The organism is Frankia sp. AiPa1 (assembly GCF_023243075.1).
Lineage (GTDB): Bacteria > Actinomycetota > Actinomycetes > Frankiales > Frankiaceae > Frankia.
In genome coordinates this window covers 58,057-78,531 of the sequence record NZ_JALKFZ020000033.1, presented here as the reverse complement: position 1 = coordinate 78,531, position 20,475 = coordinate 58,057, and the positions used below count along the sequence as shown (strand labels likewise).

General features: G+C 71.6%; 17 protein-coding genes. 8 read left to right on the top strand and 9 right to left on the bottom strand.

From position 1 onward, the window contains the following. Window positions 1-185: 185 nt before the first annotated feature. From MXD95_RS05420 to MXD95_RS05405, 4 genes are all read right to left on the bottom strand, one after another. Window positions 186-1,409: an ABC transporter ATP-binding protein gene (locus MXD95_RS05420; protein WP_250639428.1), complete on the bottom strand. Its 1,224-nt coding sequence runs from the start codon at window positions 1,407-1,409 to the stop codon at window positions 186-188. A gap of 269 nt (window positions 1,410-1,678) precedes the next feature. Next, on the bottom strand, window positions 1,679-2,668 hold the full coding sequence (locus tag MXD95_RS05415) for an alpha/beta hydrolase family protein (RefSeq protein WP_250639427.1): 990 nt from the start codon (window positions 2,666-2,668) through the stop codon (window positions 1,679-1,681). Continuing rightward, window positions 2,665-3,333 (bottom strand): PaaI family thioesterase, encoded by a 669-nt coding sequence (locus MXD95_RS05410; protein WP_250639426.1) that lies wholly within the window; start codon window positions 3,331-3,333, stop codon window positions 2,665-2,667. Before MXD95_RS05410 ends, MXD95_RS05415 begins: the two co-directional genes overlap by 4 nt. Next, on the bottom strand, window positions 3,330-4,628 hold the full coding sequence (locus MXD95_RS05405) for an acyl-CoA dehydrogenase family protein (RefSeq protein ID WP_251077869.1): 1,299 nt from the start codon (window positions 4,626-4,628) through the stop codon (window positions 3,330-3,332). Before MXD95_RS05405 ends, MXD95_RS05410 begins: the two co-directional genes overlap by 4 nt. A 191-nt stretch (window positions 4,629-4,819) precedes the next feature. On the opposite strand from MXD95_RS05405, the gene MXD95_RS05400 reads away from it, so the two are divergent. Genes MXD95_RS05400 through MXD95_RS05390 form a run of 3 tightly spaced genes read left to right on the top strand, consistent with a single transcriptional unit; the run spans window position 4,820 to window position 8,752 of the window. Further along, window positions 4,820-5,782: a PDR/VanB family oxidoreductase gene (locus MXD95_RS05400; RefSeq protein ID WP_250639424.1), complete on the top strand. Its 963-nt coding sequence runs from the start codon at window positions 4,820-4,822 to the stop codon at window positions 5,780-5,782. After that, window positions 5,772-7,358: an NAD(P)/FAD-dependent oxidoreductase gene (locus MXD95_RS05395; protein ID WP_250639423.1), complete on the top strand. Its 1,587-nt coding sequence runs from the start codon at window positions 5,772-5,774 to the stop codon at window positions 7,356-7,358. Before MXD95_RS05400 ends, MXD95_RS05395 begins: the two co-directional genes overlap by 11 nt. A gap of 53 nt (window positions 7,359-7,411) precedes the next feature. Next, the gene (locus tag MXD95_RS05390) at window positions 7,412-8,752 is read left to right on the top strand and encodes a cytochrome P450 (RefSeq protein ID WP_250639422.1); all 1,341 of its coding nucleotides are present in this window, start codon (window positions 7,412-7,414) and stop codon (window positions 8,750-8,752) included. Window positions 8,753-9,337: 585 nt separating this feature from the next. On the opposite strand, the gene MXD95_RS05385 is transcribed toward MXD95_RS05390, so the two are convergent. Continuing rightward, window positions 9,338-10,654: a cytochrome P450 gene (locus MXD95_RS05385; RefSeq protein WP_250639421.1), complete on the bottom strand. Its 1,317-nt coding sequence runs from the start codon at window positions 10,652-10,654 to the stop codon at window positions 9,338-9,340. Window positions 10,655-10,934: 280 nt separating this feature from the next. On the opposite strand from MXD95_RS05385, the gene MXD95_RS05380 reads away from it, so the two are divergent. The 3 genes from MXD95_RS05380 (at window position 10,935) to MXD95_RS05370 (ending at window position 15,552) form a co-directional block, all read left to right on the top strand. Next, window positions 10,935-12,260, top strand: coding sequence for a cytochrome P450 (locus MXD95_RS05380; RefSeq protein ID WP_250639420.1), 1,326 nt, complete (start codon window positions 10,935-10,937; stop codon window positions 12,258-12,260). A gap of 223 nt (window positions 12,261-12,483) precedes the next feature. Next, window positions 12,484-14,919, top strand: a complete 2,436-nt coding sequence (locus MXD95_RS05375) for a serine/threonine-protein kinase (protein WP_250639419.1) — start codon at window positions 12,484-12,486, stop codon at window positions 14,917-14,919. A gap of 81 nt (window positions 14,920-15,000) precedes the next feature. Then, on the top strand, window positions 15,001-15,552 hold the full coding sequence (locus tag MXD95_RS05370) for a flavoprotein (RefSeq protein WP_250639418.1): 552 nt from the start codon (window positions 15,001-15,003) through the stop codon (window positions 15,550-15,552). 18 nt (window positions 15,553-15,570) lie between these two features. On the opposite strand, the gene MXD95_RS05365 is transcribed toward MXD95_RS05370, so the two are convergent. After that, window positions 15,571-16,044: an Hsp20/alpha crystallin family protein gene (locus tag MXD95_RS05365; RefSeq protein WP_250639417.1), complete on the bottom strand. Its 474-nt coding sequence runs from the start codon at window positions 16,042-16,044 to the stop codon at window positions 15,571-15,573. A 131-nt stretch (window positions 16,045-16,175) separates the two neighbouring features. Beyond that, window positions 16,176-16,367: a hypothetical protein gene (locus MXD95_RS05360; protein ID WP_250639416.1), complete on the bottom strand. Its 192-nt coding sequence runs from the start codon at window positions 16,365-16,367 to the stop codon at window positions 16,176-16,178. 616 nt (window positions 16,368-16,983) lie between these two features. Between MXD95_RS05360 and MXD95_RS05355 the strand changes: the two genes are divergently transcribed. After that, window positions 16,984-17,610 carry a lysozyme gene (locus tag MXD95_RS05355; protein ID WP_250639415.1) on the top strand — a complete coding sequence of 209 codons (627 nt, stop codon included), beginning with the start codon at window positions 16,984-16,986 and terminating at the stop codon, window positions 17,608-17,610. 58 nt (window positions 17,611-17,668) lie between these two features. Here MXD95_RS05355 and MXD95_RS05350 read toward each other — a convergent pair whose 3' ends face one another. After that, the gene (locus tag MXD95_RS05350; RefSeq protein WP_250639414.1) at window positions 17,669-18,439 is read right to left on the bottom strand and encodes a response regulator; all 771 of its coding nucleotides are present in this window, start codon (window positions 18,437-18,439) and stop codon (window positions 17,669-17,671) included. Then, on the bottom strand, window positions 18,436-19,569 hold the full coding sequence (locus MXD95_RS05345; RefSeq protein WP_250639413.1) for a sensor histidine kinase: 1,134 nt from the start codon (window positions 19,567-19,569) through the stop codon (window positions 18,436-18,438). The genes MXD95_RS05350 and MXD95_RS05345 overlap by 4 nt, the downstream gene beginning before the upstream one ends. Before the next feature lie 446 nt (window positions 19,570-20,015). On the opposite strand from MXD95_RS05345, the gene MXD95_RS05340 reads away from it, so the two are divergent. Next, window positions 20,016-20,396 (top strand): hypothetical protein, encoded by a 381-nt coding sequence (locus MXD95_RS05340; RefSeq protein WP_250639412.1) that lies wholly within the window; start codon window positions 20,016-20,018, stop codon window positions 20,394-20,396. The last annotated feature ends 79 nt before the right edge of the window (window positions 20,397-20,475 follow it).

The following is a 20,475-nucleotide window of genomic DNA, read 5'->3' as shown; positions in this document are numbered from 1 at the left end:
GCGGAGTGGTGCGGCGGCCAGGGTTGTCTCGCGATGGCCGACAGGGAAAGCGGGCTGCGGGGAGAGGCAGAGCGCGGAAACGCCGTGCGGGAAAAGGCGGTGCGGGAAAGGCCGTGCGCGGCAGGACAGTGCGGGGAGAGACGGAACGTGGAGGAGCGCGGGACGAAGCTGCCGCCGGGCGAGGGTCAGGTGGCGACAGGAACGCGGGCGGAGGGGACGGCCGGGTGTGGGTCCGGACGCCAGACCAGCCGACGCCCGGACTCCCGGTCGAAAAGATGTGTCTGCCCGGGATCGACGGCCAGCGCGACGGCGTCGCCGACCGCGAATCCGGCCGGCCGGCGCGCCCGCACACTCACCTCGCCGTCGCCGACGACGCAGTAGGCGATCTCCTCGCTGCCGAGGTTCTCCACGGTGCGGACAACGCCGCGCAACGCCGTGACCGGCCCGTCCGAGCCCGAGGCGGACGCTGCGGCCTCGGCGGCCGTAGCGTCCGTAGCGGCCGTCATGGCCGCGGCACTGGACGTCACCCGCAGATGTTCGGGGCGGATGCCGAGCAGCACCGACCGGGCAGGTTCCCCGGCGGCGTCGTCCGGGGAGCGCCGCGGCACCGCGATGCCGAGCGGGACGTTCACGCCGGCGGCGACCGCGTGTAGCTGACCGTCCCGGTGGATGACCTCGGCGGCCAGCAGGTTCATCGGTGGCGAGCCGAGGAAACCGGCGACGAACGCCGAGGCCGGGCGGTCGTAGACCTCCGTGGGGGGACCGATCTGTTCGAGTCGGCCGCGGTTGAGCACCGCGACCGACGTCGCCATCGTCATCGCCTCGACCTGGTCGTGGGTGACGTAGACGAACGTGCGACGCAGTCGCCGGTGCAGCTCGGTGATCTCGGTGCGGGTGGCCGTGCGCAGCTGGGCGTCCAGGTTCGACAGCGGCTCGTCCATGAGAAACGCGCCCGGGTCGCGGACCAGCGCCCGCCCGAGCGCGACGCGCTGGCGCTGCCCGCCGGACAGCTCCCGCGGACGCCGGTCGAGCAGCGCGGACAGCTCGAGTGCGTCCGCGACCTCGCCGACGCGGCGGCGGACCTCGGCCCGGCGCAGCCGGCGGGCCCGCAGCGGAAAACCGATGTTGCGGGCCACGGTGAGATGCGGGTACAGGGCGTAGCTCTGGAACACCATCGCCAGGTCACGCCCGCGGGCCGGGACGTCGGTGACATCCCGGTCGTCCACGAGAACGCGGCCCTCGCTCGGTGCCACGAGTCCCGCGATGGTGCGCAGAAGTGTCGATTTCCCGCATCCACTCGGGCCGAGTAGCACCAGGAAATCACCGTCAGCGACGTCGAGGCTGACCGCGTCGACGGCCGTGGTGCCGCCATACCGACGCGTGACGTTCTCCACGGTTATACGGCTCACTGGTCTCCCCCCTCGGACCGCCGGTAGCGGAGCGGCCTCGGACCCGGTGTTTGCCACCGGTGAATACACGGTGCCCGGTCCCTGTGCTAGCTGAACTTCGGTGTGCTTGCAGAGAACTTCGATGTCGGTGCGAGCTGAAGTTCAGCAGGACACGGTGTCCTGGCGGTGAACGGACCACGACAAAAGTGTCCGTGACCGCCCCTGATAGGTGTTTTGAATGGCGCGAGAGGATCTGACCGGGGCCGCTTTCCGGCCCCGGCTCCGATGCGCTATGCGGTCGGAACGCGACGCTCGCGGACCCAGGCGGCCACTGCCGGTCCGATGACCCCGACGTCCTTCATCCAGGCGAAATGATCACGGTGCGCGACGCCGCTGGCGGCCGTGACGTGCCAGCGCGCCAAGGCCGCCCGCGGGATCCGCCCGCACAGGTAGTCGACGTTCGGTTTCGGCCCCAGCCGGTCCGCGTCCAGCGAGATGACCAGGACCGGCAGGTCGAGTGTGGCCAGCAGCCGGTCGTAGTCGAGGCGGCTGCCGTGCGGCCGGTAACGGCCGGAGCGGGCGTGGCGGGCCCAGTCCGTCATCACCCGACCGGCCATCGCCCCGCCGATCACCATGCCGCCCGGCCAGTGGCCGCGCACCCGCGCCACCACGCCGATCGTCTGGCTCTGGTAAAAGCTCGACAGCCACCGCCGCGGCGCGAACGCCCGCCAGTAGACCGAGCCCGTCCCGATCACGCAGACCCCGGCGACGCCGGGCCCCGCGTCGGGCCGGCCGTGCGGGTCCGCGGTGGCCGCGGCGTACAGCAGGCTGAGCTGCCCGCCGAGGCTGTGGCCGAGCAGGTAGGGCCGCTGGCCCGGGAACCGGGCGTGCACGGCCGCGACGATCCGGGCCAGGTCGACCTCGACCAGCTCGCGGTAGCCGAACGTCGGCTGGTCGTGCAGTCCCGGCGTCGACTCGCCCTGGGCCCGCAGGTCGGTCGACACGACCGACACCCCGGCCGCGTGCAGCGCCCGCATGAGCGGCAGGTAGAACTTCGCCTTCATCGCCATGGCCGGCAGGATCAGCACGACCGGCGCGTCCGGGTCGTCAGCCGCGAGCACCCGCAGCACGAAACCGACGCCGCCCTCACTCGCCACCGGCAGCGCCTCCAGCGCGGCGAACTCGCCACCGCGGCCGGTGGCCGGCGCCGCCCCGGCAGCCGTGGTGCTTGAGGTCGTGGTGTTTGAGGTCGTGGTGCTTGAGGCCGTCGTGTCGGTCATGACACGGATCCGTCCGCCGCGCCGGCCGCAAGCATGTCGGCGACGTAGGCGAAGCGGAAGACACCCACCTGAGCGCCGGTGGCGTCGTGTAGCACCGCCTTGCCGTCGAGCTCGATCCGTTCACCGGGGCCGGCCGCCAGCACCCGGCGCACGCCCTGCTCCTCGACGGAGGCGACGGCGCGCACCAGACCCCGCGCGGGCCGCCGGAACGACGACCAGCTGTCCCGGACGACCAGCCACGCGACCTCGCCGATCCGGCTGGCGGTCGCGCCGATGAACGCACAGGCCCCGGCGATGTCCGCCGCGGTGAACTGCGCGCCGGCGTGCACGGTACCCATCTGGTTGGTCAGCTCGGCCCGGTCGGGGATCTCGACGGTCGCGTGTCGCGCGTCGATCTCGGTCACCTCGATCCCGAGGTGCGCGCTGAACGGCACCAGTTCGTTGATCAGCGCCCGGATCCGATCGAAGTCCGGCCCGGACCGTCCAGGCTCCGCGAAGGCCGCGAACGCCGACCCGGTCGCGGGCGCCGATCTGCCCGCGCCACCGACCGTCGAGCCGGCCGTCGCTGTCGCTGTGGCTGTGTCGCTGACCGTCGAGCCGCTGACCGTCGGGCCGCTGACCGTCGAGCCGCTGGCCGTTGTGTTGCTGACCGTTGTGTTGCTCACGGTTGTCTCCCATCCGTGCTGGGACGTGGGGCGGATCCGCCTGGGCGGCTGCGGACGCCGTCGCCCGGGGACGCTGAGGTCCGGGACACTGAGATCGGGGATGCCGTCGCCGTACGGAACACGCGGCGGGCGATCGAGGAGCGCAGCACCTCCGAGGGACCCTCGTAGATGCGGAACGCCCGCGCCTCGACGAGGAACCGGGCCACCAGATGGTCCTCGCAGACCCCGAGGCCGCCGAACAGCTGCACCGCGCGGTCGAGCACCCGCCACACCGCCTCGGAGACGAACGTCTTCGTGACGGCGGCGCCGTGCCGGGCCGCGGACGACGTCGCGCCCTGCTGGTCGAGGATCGCCGCGGTGGCGTGGACGAGCGCGCGCGCGGCGGCGAGGTCGATCTCGTTGTCGGCGACGAGGCCTTGGGCGAGCCCGTGCTCGGCGATCGCGGCGCCGAAGGCCCACCGTCCGGTGATGTGCGCCGCGGACATGCGGTGCGCGCGGGTCGCGAGGCCCAGCCAGTTCATGCAGAACGTGAGCTGGGACGGGGCCATCCGGGCGAGCAGACAGTCCATGCCCGCGCCGACCGTGCCGAGCACCGCGTCCCCGGACACCCGGCAGTCGTCGAGCACCACCTCGCAGTGGCCGCCCGGCGCGCTGGTGAAGTCCAGCGTCGGCATCCGGCGCACCACCCGCATCCCCGGGTTGTCGGCGTCGACCAGGAACATCGTCGGGCCCGCGTCGGTACGGGCGGCGACGATCGTGAACGCCGCGCCGTCGGCGCCGGTGACGAAGTGCTTGGCGCCGCTGATCAGCCAGTCGCCCCCGGCCCGGGTGGCGACGGTGCGCAGCATCGCCGGGTCGGAGCCGCTGCCTGGCGCGGGTTCCACCATCGCGAACGCCGACCGCACGTCCCCGGCTGCCAGCGGCGCGAGGTACCGTCCGCGCTGGTCGTCGGTGGCCAGGGCGGCCAGCATCGGGATGTTGCCGTCGTCCGGCGCCCAGCAGTGCAGCGCCAGTGGTCCGATGAGGCTCTCGCCGGCGGCCATCAGCACATGCGCCTGCCCGCGGGCGTCCAGGCCCAGACCGCCGTACTCGACCGGCGAGAGCGGTCCGAACAGGCCGGCGGTCCGGGCCGCGGCGACCAGCTCACCGCGCAGCTCGTCGGTGACCGGCCGGCCCTCCACCACGATCTCCCGCTCGACCGGGACGACCACGTCGTGAACGAACCGCGCCGTCCGGTCCGCCAGGTCGACGGCGTCCAAGGACTGGGCATCCAAGGGCGAGGCATCCACCGTCAGGGCATCCACCGCTTCTCCCCATGCTGTCCGGATCGTTCGTCGTCAGGAACAACCACAACATTGCGGGCCCGATCTGGGTCATTGTTGCGGTGCGCGTTGTTCTCCTGGCCGGCCATCGGGCTTTCCGATGGGATGATTACCCTTGGATTTGACCGGCGCGGGGGCGGTGGTGGGCGTGAGACCGTCCACTGGTGACTTCCGCATCTCGCTGGACGGCCCTGCGGGTGGACGAGGCAAGCCTGGCCACCCAGGACGTGCTGGTCATAGCCCTGATGGATCCACGCGGAGAGGCGCTGGAACACTGGGAACCCGGCGCCCACATCGATATCCGTCTGCCCGACGGCCAGATCCGCCAGTACTCGTTGTGTGGTGATCCCGGCGATCGGCGCACCTGGCGCTTCGCGGTGCTCCGGGAGGAAAACGGCCGGGGCGGATCGCGTTACATCCATGAACGCGTGGTGGCCGGTTCGAAAATGTTTGTCGGCGAACCGAGAAATAATTTCCCGCTGGTGTCCGGCGGCACGTATCGGCTGCTGGCCGGCGGGATCGGCATCACCCCGCTGCTGCCGATGATCCGCGCCCTGGAGCGCCAGGGCGCCGACTGGCAGCTCTACTACGGCGGACGTTCCCGGGCGCGGATGGCCTTCCTGCCCGAGCTCGCGGCACATGGCGGCCGCGTGCACGTCCTGCCGGAGGACACTCACGGCCTGCTGCCCGTCGCCGACATCGTCGCCGAGCTCGACGCCGACACCCGGCTGTACGCCTGCGGACCGGAGGGCCTGCTCACGGCGACCGAGAAGGCGTTCGCCGGACGCGGTGTCGGCAGCCTGCACCTCGAACGGTTCCGTCCGCGTTCCGACGCCGGCCGGGACGCCACGCCGGCCCGTGCCTTCGACGTGGTGCTCGCTGCCTCGGGCGGGCGGACGGTGCGGGTAGGCGCCGATCAGTCCCTGCTCGATGCGCTCGACCGCGCCGGCGTCGACGTCCCGTCCTCGTGCCGGGAGGGGACCTGCGCGAGCTGCGAGACGACGGTGCTCGACGGCGAGGTCGACCATCGGGACTCGGTGCTCAGCGACGCCGAACGCGCCAGCAACGCCACGATGATGATCTGCGTCTCGCGCGCCCGGTCGGAGCGGCTGACCCTTGACCTCTGACGCGCTGACCCCCAACCCGCTGACCCCCAACCCGCCGACCGCCGGGGCCGCTGCCGCCGCCGTGTTCGGGCATGCCGTCGTGCTGGGCGCCGGCGTGGCCGGCCTGCTCGCCGCCCGCGTCCTGGCCGAGACGTTTGACCAGGTCACCATCCTCGATCGGGACGAGCTGTCCGACCTGAACCCGACCGGCGCCAGCATCGACGGCGGCGCCGCCATCTCGACCAGTGCCGCCATCTCGACCAGTGCCGGCATCTCGACCAGTGCCGGCAGTGCCCTTGCCGGCGCGGGGCTGGGGGAGCGGCGTGGGGTGCCGCAGGCCCGCCACCTGCATGCGCTGATGGATCGCGGTCGGCAGATCGTCGAGCAGCTGTACCCCGGCATCGTCGAGGAACTGGTCGCGGCCGGCGCACAGACCAGCGAGGTCCTCGTCGGTGGCCGCTACTACATGCACGGCCGTCGCCTCTACCCGGCGCCGACCGGCCTGACCAGCGTCCTGACCAGCCGCCCGCTGCTCGAGCGGGTGCTGCGGCGGCGCACGGCCGCACTCGGACGGGTGCGGATCCACCCGCGCTCGACCGTGGTGGGCCTCGTCACCGACGGTCCACGCGTGATCGGCGTGGACGTCCGCGGGACGGGGCCGTTGCCGGCGCGGCTCGTCGTCGACGCCAGCGGCCGCAACTCACGCAGCCTGGACTGGATGGCCGACGCCGGCCTGCCGAGGCCGGAAAGCACTCGCGTCGCCATCGATCTCGGCTATGCGTCCCGGCTGTACGAGCGCAGGCCCGAACACCTCGATGGGCAGCGCAGCGTCATCGTCGCGACGGCACCGGGTCTGGTCGGCGCGGGCGCCGTCGCCGTCGAAGGCGGGCGCTGGCTGGTCACGCTGGCCGGTCTGCTCGGCGCGCATCCCCCCGTCGACCACGACGGCTTCGAACGGTTCGCCCGTGCGCTCGCGGTCCCGGACGTGTACGACCTCATCCGCGCGGCCACACCGCTCGGCGATCCGGTGCCGTACCGGTTCCGCGAGTCCGTGCGCCGGCACTTCGAGCGGCTGCCCCAGCCACCCGACGGCCTGGTCGTCCTCGGGGACGCGCTGTGCAGTTTCAATCCGCTGTACGCGCAGGGCATGACGGTCGCCGCCCAGCAGGCGCTGGTGCTGCGCGAGACGCTGCGGGGCGGCGCGTCGGGCTCATCGGGCTCATCGGGCTCATCGGGCTTGCCAAGCTCGCCAAGCTCGTCGGGCCTGTCAGGTTTGCCGGGCCCGTCTGGTCTGTCTGGTCTGTCTGGTCTGTCGGGTCTGCCGGGGCGTTTCTACCGGGACGTCGCTCCCGTCGTCGACGTCGCCTGGGACCTGGCGGTCTCGTCCGATCTGCGCTACCCGCAGGTCGCCGGCCACCGCAGCCTGCGCGGACGGATCACCGGCGGCTACGCCGCCCGCGCCCAACGCCGCGCGCACCGCGACCCGGCGGTCGCCCGGACCCTCATGCGGGTCGTGAACCTCGTCGACCCACCGACCGCCCTGCTGCGCCCGGCGCTCGCCGCGCGGGTGCTCGCGCCCGATCCCCACGGCAGGTGAGCGCGCCCGGTCGCATGCCGTCCCGAGGACACCCGACCGCCCGAGGAGACCCGATGGTCACCGTCCACCCTCCGCTGCCCACCCAGAATCCCGCCGAGCGGCCGTCGGCCGCACAGCCGTCGGCCGCACAGCAGTCGGCCGCGCTGCTCGCCGAGCTGTTCGACCCGGCCAACCGGCATGACCCCTACTCGATCTACGTCCGGATGCGCGCCGTCGGACCGCTGCACGACGCGCCGTTCGGCCTACCGCTGACCGTGAACCACGCCGACTGCTCGGCGATCCTCGCCAACCAGGACTGGGGTCACGACCGTGAGCCCGAGCAGCTGCATCCCACCATGCCCACGGGCGCCTTCCCGGCGACGTTCCTCTGGATGGAGCCACCCGACCACACCCGGCTGCGCGGCCTGGTGACCAAGGGCTTCACCCCGCGCGTCGTCGCCGGCCTGCGGCCGCGGATCGAGGCGCTGGTCGAGGAGCTGCTCGACGACGCGCTGCGCGCCGGCGAGTTCGACCTCATCGAGACGATCGCCTACCCGCTGCCGCTGACGGTCGTCTGCGAGATCCTCGGCGTCCCCGCCTGCGACCATCCCCAGGTGCAGGTCTGGTCGCAGGCGCTGGCCCGGGCCTTCGACCCCGACGCGCTCATGACCCCCGAGGCGGTCGCCGCCCGCAACGCCGCCATCCCCGACTTCCTCGGCTACTTCCGCGCACTCGTCGAGCGGGCGCGCCGTGCGCCCGGTGACGACCTGATCAGCCAGCTCGCGCTCGTCGAGGAGGCCGGCGACCGCCTCACCGCCGACGAGCTGCTCGGCACCTGCGTCACCCTGCTCATCGCCGGTCACGAGACGACCGTCAACCTGGTCGGCAACGGCATGCTGGCGCTGATGCGCCACCCCGACCAGCTCGCCCTGCTGCGTTCGGAGCCCGACCTCGTCGGCCCCGCCGTCGACGAACTGCTGCGCTACGACTCGCCGATCCACATGAACACCCGCGCCGCCAAGCGCGAGATGACGGTGGCCGGCCGCACGTTCGCGCCGGGCGACGGCGCGGTGGCACTCATCGCCTGCGCCAACCGTGACCCCGCCGCCTACGACGAGCCCGAGCGCCTCGACCTCACCCGTTTCGACCGTTCCCGCCCCGCCCGCCCGGACGCCGCCCGGCCGGACGCCGCCGGCCCGGATACCGCCCGCCCGGTGCCTCGGCACCTGTCGTTCAGCCTCGGCCACCACTACTGCCTCGGCGCCCCGCTCGCCCTGCTGGAGATGGAGATCCTCCTGCACGCCGTCCTGCGCCGCGTCGAGCGGATGGAAGCACTCACCGACACCCCGCCCTACAAGCCCAACATGCTCATCCGCGGCCTCGCCGAGCTCCCCGCCCGCTTCCACGCCGCCTGACCCCACCAACCTCCACCGCCCCGACACCACGAAGGATCCCCGCGCGGGCGGGGACGACGCGCCGGTCACCATCTCCATGATCGACACGGCGGGAAGATCCCCGCGCGGGTGGGGACGACATGGGCCGGGTGGTCCGGGACATCAAGGATCTGGGAAGATCCCCGCGCGGGCGGGGACGATGCTTGCTGAGCTGGGGGTTTATCGGTGGGGGCGGGCGAAAAGAATTAGTCCGTCGTAGTCGATCGGGTAGCCGCGGTCGCGGCCGGCGGTGCGGACGGCCCAGCCTTGCTCGTTGTTGTCTTCTCTGTCGCCACAGATCTATCAGGCACCACCGACAATCCCAGCGCGAGCGCGGGGGTCATCCCGCGCTGCTCTGACGCGGCGCCGCCGCGCACGAGTCGTCCCCGCGAGCGCGGGGATCATCTCGCTATGGCATCGGTCACCCAGAGCTATACCTGGTCGTCCCCGCGAGTGTGGGGATCTTGCTGTTGTTGCCGTGGCTCGGGAGCTGGGGCTCAGGGGGCACGTGCGCTGGGACGGGAGGGGGTGTCATCCGAGCGGGGATGAGGTCCCTCTGCCGTGCGGTCAGTGGGTCGCGGTCAGCTCGACGGGGAGGGATTGCAGGCCGCGGTGGATGATGCTGGGCTGGTAGGTGAGGTCGGCCGGGTCGGCGGCCAGGCGCAGGCCGGGGGTGCGTTCCAGCAGGGTGCGGATGGCAGTGGACGCCTCCAGCCGGGCCAGCGGCGCGCCGAGGCAGTAGTGCAGGCCCAGGCTGAACCCGAGGTGACGGGGTGAGCCGCCGGGCTGGGCGTAGCGGCGGACGTCGAGGGTGTCGGCGTCGGCGAACACCTCGGGGTCGCGGTCGGCCGCGCCCATCAGCACGATGGCGCCGTCGCCGCGACGGTACTCGCGGCCGTCGACGGTGGTGTCGGTGAGCGCGACCCGCATGGTGAACTGGGTGGGCGTGTCGTAGCGCAGGATCTCCTCGACCGCCGGCCCCGCGAGGTCGGGGCGGTCGCGCAGCAGGCGGAGCTGCCCGGGGTGCGCGAGCAGGGCGAGGATGCCGTTGCCCACCAGGTTGATGCTGGTCTCCATGCCGGCGACGAGCAGCAGCACGCAGATGCCGATGACCTCGGCGGGTGTCAGCACCTCCCCGGACTCCTCGACGGCCACCAGCCGACTGAGCAGATCGTCCTCGGGATGGGCGCGGCGCCTGGCAGCCAGATCCGTGAGGTAGGCGACGACGCCGGCGCCGGCGGAGTCACGGGCGGCGATCTCCTCGGCGGACAGCAGCGGCTCCGGGTCGGTGCCCCGGGCGATCGCGAGTTCCCACGATCGCAGCAGCTGGGCGTCCTCCTCCGGGACGCCCAGCAGGCGTTGGCCGACCATCGCGAGCGCCAACGGCGCGGACAGCTCCCGCACCACGTCGAGCCCGCCGGCAGCCACCGCACGCGCCACCAGGTCATCGACCAGTCTGGTGATCATCGGTGTCAGGTCGGCAACCATCCGTGCACTGAACGCCTTGTTGACGAGCGCTCGCAGGCGACGATGGTCGGGCGGGTCCATCCGGATGAACGATCCCGGCAGGCTCGCCTCCTGATCCCAGAAGGGGCTCAGCCGGTCGACGTTCCCGTGCCCCCAGGCCTGGCTCTGCAGCACCGCGGCGCAGTCGGCGAACCGCGACAGCACGGACACCTCGGTGTCCCCCAGCCGGATGGGGACGGGCCCGGGAGTCTCCCGCATCCGGCGGTAACCCGGATAGGGATTCAGGTGATGGGCGGCGTCGAACAGCCGGCGCGCGTCGGGAGCCGTGCTGTCGGTGCCGAGGCCGTCCGGACCGGGGCCGTCCGGAACGGGGCCGTCCGGACCGGGGCCGTCGGTAACGAGGTCCGCTGCGGTCATGAATCCGGCTCCTTCGGGGGAGGAAACGACCTTGCGTGGGCGTCATCGTCTGGTTCTCTGTCGACACGGGTCAAGGCGTATCCGGCGAATTCGGCGTATTCCGCATCGTGCGATATGAAATGGAAATAGGCGCCGCTTCCCGTGACCACACGTCGATGCGGAGGACTGTGTGTCGCCGCGTTACCGCGGCCTGTCGATCCGGTATTCTTCTGGCGAATTCGCGATGATGCGCCAGTCGGATCGGACCCGGGCCGGGGACGATCGGGATAGGTTGCCGGACATGACGTCGCCAGGGCAGGGGATGACCACCGAAACCGTCGATGTGCTGGGCGTTTTCGACCCCCGCCACCGGGCCGACCCCTATCCCGTCTACCGCGCGCTGCGCGAGGCCGGCCGCACCCACTGGCTGTCCGAGGGATCCGCGGGAGCTCCGCGCATCGTCCTGCTCACCCGGCACGACGACTGCGTCCGGCTGCTGTCCGACCCGGCCGTCGGGCACCTGACCATGGCCGAGAGTGCCTTCCGGCCGGTGACGGACGTCGAGGAGGGGCTGCGCTCGATGCTGCGGTCCAACCCGCCGACGCACACCCGGCTGCGCCGTCTGGTCGGCCGGGCGTTCACCCCCGGGCGGATCGCTCGCTTCGGCGATCTCGCCCGCACGCTTGCCGCCGAACTGATCGACGACGCGGTCGGGCGGCTCGGCGGTGAGGTCGACCTCGTCGACGCCTTCGCGCGTCCGCTGCCGTTGCGGGTCATCTGCACCCTGCTCGGCGTGCCGGAGCGGGACGACGAGGTGTTCGGCGGCTGGGCCTCGGCGCTCACCCGCGGTCTCGACCCCGACCAGCTGCTCTCGCCCGCGGAACGCGCCGCGCGCACCGAGGGCACCCGCGGTTTCGCCGAGTACTTCACCGCGCTCATCGCCCGCCGTCGCACCGACCCCGCCGACGACCTGCTCAGCGCGCTGGTAGCCGTCTGCGCGACGGACTCGGACGAGGCGGGCGGGCCCCAGGGAGACTGGCTGTCGCAGGCCGAACTCGTCGACCTGTGCGTGCTGCTGCTGGTCGCCGGCTACGAGACGACCGTCAACCTCGTCTCCGGCGCGGTTCTGGCGCTCGCCCGCGAGCCCGAGCAGTACGCCCTGCTGCGCGCCCGCCGCGAGCTTGTGCCCGCCGCGCTCGAGGAGACCCTGCGTTACGACCCGCCGATCCAATGGCTGGCCCGCTCGATCCTCGCCGACACGGAGATCTCCGGCCACGCCCTGCGCCGTGGCGACGGCGCCCTCGGCCTGATCGCCGCCGCCCAGCGTGACCCCGCCGTCTTTCCCGACCCCGACCGGTTCGACGTCCTTCGTTACGCGAGCCCCGCGGGCCCGGCGAGCCCCGTGGGCCCGGCCGCCGCTTCCCGTCAGCCGGCGCGCCACCTCGGCTTCGGCCAGGGCATCCACTACTGCCTCGGCGCCCCGCTCGCCCGTCTCGAAGCCGAGATCATGATGAACGCCCTGCTTGACCGGGTCGCCCAGATCGAGATCACCGCACCCCCGACCTACCGCGCCCACCTCGCCGTCCGCGGCGCCAGCACCCTCCCCGTCCGCCTGCTCCCCGCCTGAGATGCCGCCTGCCGTCCGCCGTCTGGCGGCGGCACCGTCCGGTTCCGCGGAACACCTTGATCGGCGTCCGGTTCCACGGAACAGCGGTCTGGCTGGGCCGAGACAATTCCGCGCGTGGGAATGGTGTCGATCCGGGCGTCGCTGGTTATAGTCGGCCCGAAACCACGGGTGGCGTGGGGGGCGTTGTGCGGTGGCGAGAGTGTCCAGAGCGGGTGCACCCCGGATGATCCCGCAGGAGTATGTGCAGGCGGCGCTGCCGGATTATGACGTGGGGCGTGAGCTCGGCCGCGGTGGGTTCGGGCGGGTGTTCGCCGCGCGGCACCGGCGGCTGGACCGCGCGGTGGCCGTCAAGGTGCTGCCACTGGCAGGCAATGGCGACGGGGCTGCGGACGAGCGGAGGCGGACCGGCACCGTCCAGGTCATGTTCGGTGGTCCACCGGGCGTGGTCGGCGCGGTCGCCGGGCACGGCACGCGCGCATGGCGAGCCACCGAGGGATTCGGCCCGGCGGCACTGGAAGCGGCGGGGCTGGCGGCGGATGAGGTCGACGCGGAGGCGCAGATTGTCGCGAGCCTCGATCATCCGCACATCGTTCGGGTCTTCGACTATGTGCGGACGCCCGAGACGGCGCTCATCGTCATGGAGCTGCTGCCCGGCGGCACGCTCACCGAACGGGCCCGGGACGGGCTGCGGGCCCCGGGCGCCTGCGCGGTCGTCGCGGCCATCGCCGTCGCCCTCGAGCGGGTGCACCGCGAGGGGCTGCTGCACTGCGACATCAAACCGTCGAACATCATGTTCACCGCGGACGGCGCGCCCCGCCTGACCGACTTCGGGATCGCCCGGCTGCTGGAGACCAGCGTCGGCATCACGCAGACGAGCATCGTCGGGTCGACGCCGTACCTCGCGCCCGAGCAGTTCGAGATGGCCGTGCCCGGCGTCGGCGTCGACGTCTACTCCCTGGGCGCCGTGCTCTACGAACTGCTAGCCGGCACACCGCCGTTCGGCGCCGATCCGCGACCGCATGTGATGGCCGAGCGCCACCGCAGTGCCGTCCCCCAGCCATTGCCACCGCGATTCACCGGTCTGGACGCCGTCACCCGCCGGGCGCTGGCGAAGCATCCGACCGACCGGCAGCCTGACGCGCTGAGTTTCGCCGCCGAGCTGTGCGCCGCCGCGGAGCGGACGTTCGGGCCGGGCTGGCTCGCGAACACCGGCATCAGCTTCCGCGGCGACGACGACCTGCGCCGTCCGGGGCAGTTCCCGCCGGCACCACCGGCACCACCTGGCCCACCGGCACCGTCGCCACCGCGCCGCGGGCTCGCGGACCGCCTCAGGCAGGGAGGCATCGGGCCGGTCGCGGTGTCGCTGGGGACGGCAGCGGTGGTCCTGCTCATCGTCGTGGCGCTGCTCGCCACCGGCATCCTGCACGTCGGGCGGGACGACCAGACGACGTCGTCGCAGCCCACCCCCACCCCGGCACCGCCGATCGTCTACCCCGTGAGCGCGCCGCTGCCGCTACGGGGGTTGATCAGCCTCGCCGCGGATCCGACCGGTGGCATCCTGCTGACCGACTCCAGCCAGCACACCCTCACCCGGTTCGCCGACGGGCGGACAACCATGATCGTCGGAAATTCGGCGGTCAGCGGTCCGGGTGCGAGCACCGGTCCGCCGAGTCCCGGCACCGGCACCGGCACCGGCTCGGCGGATGTGACAGGTGGCCAGGAGCAGGCCCAGGTTGGCCTGCCCGCCGTCGCGAGGGATGGCATGGCCGCCGGGGCCGGGCTGCACCGGCCGGCCGGGGTCGCTGCCGGTGGGGGGTCGGTTTTCGTCGCGGACGAGTGGAACTGCGTGGTGCGACGGTTCTACCAGCCGCTGCGTCAACCTTGGCGCGTCGACACCGTCGCCGGACGCCCGGCCGCCGCCACCGCCAGTGATCCCGATGTCGGCCGGACTCCCGAGAAGATCTGCCCGTCGGGCGGAGCCGGCGCGGCGCCCCGAGCGGTCGGCCGGCAGATCGGGACGCCGACGTCGGTGGCGGTGAGCCCGAGTGGCGCCGTGTACTTCACGACCGGCTACGCCGGGCAGGTGTGGCGGATTGACCCGTCGACCGGCGGGTCCGGTGACTACCGGACGACGTCGGCCACCCTGCTCGCCGGCGACGGCGCTGGTGGCGACGCTGACGAACGGCGCTCTGCTGACGAACGGCGGTATGACGGTTCCGAACGCGCCGCCGTGGTCCCGCTGGACAACGCCTACGCGGTCGCGGTCGACGGGGCCGGGCGGGTGTTCGTGCTTTCCTATGCCGGGGGATACGCCCGCATTCATCTGATCGAGAACGGGGCGATCACCACGGTGCTGCAGCGCTCACTCGACGAGGCCGCGATCACCACGTTGGCGCCGGCGCCGGGTGGACGCGGCATTCTGTTCACCGACGCGGACGCCCGGACGGTCTCGTTGCTCGACCCCACCGCGATGGCGCCAAAAGTGCTGCTGCGTGGGACATGTGTGGGAGCGACCGAGCGGCTGTTCGGCGTCGCCGTGGACCGGGCGGGCGACCTGTACTACTCGTGTAACGACGCCACCCAGGCGACGGTCTACCGGGTGCTCAAAGGAGACCTCGCCGTCGGAACCAACGGCAGGAGCCAGCGCGTGCTGTACTGAGCCGCGCCTACCGCTGACCGGGGCCGCGTGGCAGCGAGGTCCCGACAGTCGTGGCCGGACGAGGGAAGGCGGGTAATGGCGGTGAGTGGTCCATCATCGGGCGGGCGAGTGCTGTATGTGGTGGCCTGCGGCGGGTACCCGGCGGCGGACCTGCCGGCGTTCGTCGCCGACGTCCAGGCGGACGGATGGGACGTGTGCGTGGTCGCGACGCCAGCGGCGTTGGGGTTCCTCGACGCCGGTGGGTTGACGCAGCTCACCGGTCATCCAGTCCGGTCGCAGTACAAACGGCCGGGCGAGCCGGACGTGCTGCCCCCGGCGGACGCGTTGGTCGTCGTGCCGGCCACCTTCAACACGATCAACAAGATCGTGGCCGGGATCTCGGACACGCTGGCGCTCGGCCTGCTCAACGAGGCGCTCGGCGGCGGCCGGCCGATCGTCATGGCGCCGTACCCGAACAGCGCGCTGGCCGGTCATCCCGCCTACGCCGCGAGTCTCGAGGCGCTGCGCGGTTGGGGCGTGCGTCTGGTGTTCGGCGACCCAGGCGACCCCCGTGCCGGCGCCGACCAGCCCGGTCGGGAGAACACCGTCTTCCCCTGGACCCGCCTGCGCGCTGCCCTCGCTGACCTGCGCTGACCTGCCCGGGGCGTTACCTCAGGCTTCGATGGCCAGTGGTGCGCGACCGGGTGGTGCTGGCAGTGCGCGGCCGCCTCCAGCGCCGTCCTGACTCTGGAGACCATCGATGGCGATGCGGCGTGGGCGGGCCTGCGGGGCGATGGGAATCCGCAAGGTCAGCACACCCGCGTCGTAACGGGCCGCGATGCGTTCGGTGTCCAGGCCGTCGCCGAGAAGCAGTCGTCGGCTGAACCGGCCGCTCGGACGCTCGGCGATCTGCATCGGTGTGCCGTCGGCGACCGGTGGACGGCGCTCGGCGGCGACGGTCAGCACGTCGCGTTCGACCGACAGATCGATCGTGGCCGGGTCAACTCCCGGCAGATCCAGGTGGACGAGGTACTCGTCGCCGATCCGGTAGGCATCCATCGGCATCGCGACCGGCCGGGACATCGAGGCGAACATCTGCTGCGTGAGCCGGTCAAGATCACGGAACGGATCGCTGCGGATGAACATCAGGTTCCTCCAGCCATGTCTGCGCCATCTCCCATGGCATCAGCGGCGCGTCGGCGGTGGCAAGTCTCGCGCCGAAGATGGCTCCAAGGTCGATGGCTCCAAAGTCGAACGCCGAGGCGAAAGCGGCGGGTTCAGTGCTCGGACGCCCCCACCGCCCGCAGACCGGCGAGGTCGACGTTGTTCTGCAGGTCGGTGACCGAGGCGAAAAAGCCGATCTCCGTGCCGTCGGCAGCCGTGACCCGCAGCAGATAGTCGGCGTACTCCTCCGCGGCGTAGGGGTTGAGCAGCTCTATCCGGCTTCCCGTTTCCGTGATCCATCGCATGGAACCAGTGTGTGGGTTTCTTGACGGCAGGTCGAGTGCCGTAACGTCCTTGCCACGGGGGTCGGAGTACCCCTCAGGGTCCCGGCGGCGCCGGCCGATCCCGAACAACCATCGGTCCGTTTCAGCGGACGTCGATCCGCCTCGTAGGAACGCCGGTCCAGCGCGAGGCTTGGCGCGCTGGCCCCAGCCCCTCATCCCTCGCGCGGGTCATGGCGCCGTCCCAGCCGGCGCTCGGCGCGGCTGTGGGTTCATCCGTCCGGGTTAGACCACAGCGGCGAGCGGCGGCCCGCGATCCGCCGTGCTTTTCGGACCCGAAATTCCTTTGTTAAGGCGAGACAATTTTTTGGGCTACCCCGTGCCTTGTGGTTCATCCTCCGTGATTCCATTCATGATGGGCGACGCCCAGGTGAACTGTCCGCGAACTACTGGGAGGACCGTGCGCATCCTGGCCATGCACGCTATTGCCGCGCGCACCTTGGGACACATAATCGCGGGCTTCGGGCGTCCACCGGCCCGGAGGCAGGCCCCCAGGCCTCCCCGACAGGCGGGTCGCATCGGGGCACCGCGGGCCCGCAGCCTCACAACGCTGGGTATCGCAGTCACGATCGTCGGCGGGATGGTGCTCGGGCCCGTAGCGGGCCCGGCCGCGGCCGACACGCCGGCAGCCGTGCCGCCCACGTCCGCGACCGGTCAGGTCCTGCCGCAGGACCTGCACCTGCCGCAGGACCTGGACCTCTCGGACGCCGGCGTGACGTACCTCCTCGGCTGGGAGGGATTCCGCGCCGCCCCGTACGACGACGCGACCGGGAACTGCACGATCGGCAACGGCCATCTGATCCACCGCGGTATATGCACCGATCAGGACCGTGCCCAGTGGGGGTCCCTCACCCGTGACCAGGCTCGAGAACTGGCCCACGCCGATATCGAGTCAAAGGTGATTCCGGCCATCCGCGCCGGCATTCCCAACACCCCGATTTCCCAGAACCAGTTCGACGCACTCGTCGACTGGGCCTACAACGTCGGCCCCGGCTACATCAACGGTAAGAGCACCAGCAGCGTCCGCGCGGCCCTGCTCGCGACGCCGCCGCGGTACGGCGACGTTCCGGCCGCGCTGATGGCCTACGTCTACTCGGGCCAGACGAGACTGTGCGGCCTGTATCGCCGCCGGATCGGTGACGGCACCGTGTGGAGCAACGGCTCCTACCTGAGGAACAGCGCCACCTGCCCCCAGGACTACCTCTGACCGCCGCGTTGCCCGGCCATCGCATGGCCATGGCCATGCCGACCGCTGGCCTCGGCGGTCACCGCATGAGGTCGCCGGGAGCCAGGCCCAGCTCGCGTTCGAGATCGGCCGGGCTGTGGGTGCGCAGGTAGTCGGCGAACTTCGCCGCGACCGTCGACATGTGTTCCTCGGCGGTCTTCCTGGTGATGTAAAGCCGCTCGGCGATCTCGCGGAACGGCTCGCCGCGCGCCCGGCCGCTGAGCACCTGTTGTTGGCGTTCGGTCAGCGTCGGTAGGCGCCCGATCTGGCTGACCGCGTCCGCCAGACCGGTGACGGCGGGGGACAGGACGAACCCGCCGTCCGCGACCTTCCCGATGGCGTCGCGCAGGGCGCGCGTCGACTCGGTCTTGTGGACGATGCCGCGGGCGCCCTCGGCAAGGCAGCCGGCGAGGACGAGCAGCCGGCGTTCGCCCGTGTAGATCAGGCAGCGCCACCCCTGCTCGCGCAGCCGCCGTACGGCCCGCCGACCCTGCGGCACGCCGTCGGCCTCGAGCCCGGTCAGGCTGAGGTCCACCAGGACGACGTCGACCGGCCCGGCTCGGGGGACGAGCGCCTCAAACTCGCCGAGATGCCTGGCCGTCAGCAGCACATCGACGTCCGGCAGCAACAGCGCCAGCCCTTCCCGGATGACGGTGTCATCGTCGATGACGGCGACGGCAGGCCGCCGCGGGCCGGGCCGGGGAGCGGACTCGTCCTCGGGACCGCCTGCGCCACCCGCGCCCCCCATGCCACCCGCGCTACCCATGCCACGCTGGGGCGGCTCCGGCGGATCTCGGGGCACGGTGGTCATGCTGCGCCGCCCCGCCACATCCGCACGCTGGTGCCGGCACCAGGTGAGCTTCTGACCTCGGTGTGGCCGCCGACGGCTGCCAGCTGCGCCCGGACCTGAACCCGCAGGCCGAAGCCCTCGGCCTGGCGAAACTGGTCAAATCCCGCGCCGTCGTCGCGTACCGAGATCTCCCAGCCGCCGCCCTCGGTGCTCTGGGCGTGCAGGGTGACGGTGTCGGCCCTCGCATGGCGCCGAACGTTGTGCAGCAGGGTCCGCACGGCGCTGGTGATCGCCCCCACCTGCGCGGCCGGAACCGCCCCCCGGGCGAGGTGAACGTTGAGCACGGGTGCGAGGTCCGCGAACTCGGCCGCGGCCGTCCGAAGACACGCCGCCAGATCACCCGACTCGGCGTTCTGGTTCTCCAGATAGGCGCGAATCCGCGTGGCACCGCTGGCCGCCTGCACGCGAACCGCCGCGGTGATCGTCGGGTCGAGCCCGTCGCTGGCCGCGAGCCGCAGCACGGACTCCTGATCGTGCAGGAGCAGCCTCGTGCGCTCACGCTCGGCCTCCCGGGCAAGCTGCTCGACCCGCCGCCGCGCCAGGTCCGCGTCCGCCGCCAGCCGGCGCAGATAGCCGGCCAGTGCGCGCACGACCAGGGCGAACCCGAAGTACGAAGACGTGTTGGTCACGGCGTTGGACCAGGAGTTCGAACTCGACGGAACCGATCCCGTGCTCACCAGATAGGCGCCGGCCAGCAGTGCGGTGGCGCCGAACACCCGTGACCACCGCTGGAACACGACACCCATTCCCACCGTCGTCCCAAGGGTGACCGGAAACCCCCAGTCCGCCCAGTTCGCGAAACGGTCCGACGGCTGGGTGAACGTCATTGTGGCCAGCAGCAGGCCGACGCCGCTGACCAGTTCGAGGATGCCAACCCGAGCATCATCATAGCGACCGCGCCGCAACAGCAGCACGGCGAGAACAGCGGATTCAATAACCAGGATGCAGGTGAAGAAAAGGCAAAGCGCTGGCCGAGGGGAGCGGTCCAGGGCGTTGGGCATGGTGACCGCCGCCTGGATCAGATCAACGCCGCGATAACCGAGCATCCCGATGACGAGCACGAACTCGGCACCGGCGGCAGTCGTCGGCACCGGCCGCCACCGTATCGGCCGCCACCGCATCGGCCGTAGCCGGATCAGTCGTAGTCGGATCGGTCGCAGTCGGCTGAATGGATGCGTAGCCGCCAGCGGCAGCACAGCTGACCTCCCCCGAGCCTGCCATCCCGACGACGGAGTCTACCCCGGGATATTCCGGGTTCCGGCCGTGCCAACCGCGGCCAGACTGGTTCTCGGCGGGGCGTTCGGGGGCGCCCCGCCTTCACACCACCTGACTTAGACGTCCGTCTGAGGCAGTGACTGGCGGTGGCTGGCAGGTGTTGGCACTGACTGGCCATATCTGGCGTCAGGTGGCTGGAGATCGTCGCACGCGGCCGATCGGAAACCCCGCCGTCCGACCTGGGTGATGTCGTCCGTCCAGGTCGACGGAATCCTGTCGGACGACAGCATGGGGGCCTTTTGTCGTGCGACATGACATCGACGTGGCGATGGCTGCGGCTCCGGAGAGCGATCGGCGATCTCTCTGGACGTCCGGCCAGCAATCGCTGACCTTCCTGGACGAGCACCTGCCCGCGACCGAGCCGGTGCTGGCGGTCCGGGCGGTGGCCGTCCGCGTCATGGAGAGCCTGCCGCTGAACTCGTGCCTGGTCCTGACCAGCCGGCGCCTGCTGTTCGTCGCTCCCCGGCCGCAAGTGATCTCCTGGCCTCTGACCGACATTCTTCGAGTAACCGCTTTCCAGGACCAGATCCATATCGAGGGGCCGCAGGGGACCACGATGCTGGGCATCGATCCCACCTCGGGAAAGGAATTCGAGGATGTCCTGGCCGAGGCAAGGTCGGCCGCCGTCCTCGTCTACGGCTGACCTGCGTCCTGCCATTTCACGTGTCCTGCCTGTGCCCTGCTTTTTCTGCGCTTCGTTCCGTTTTCCCTGACCGGCGTGT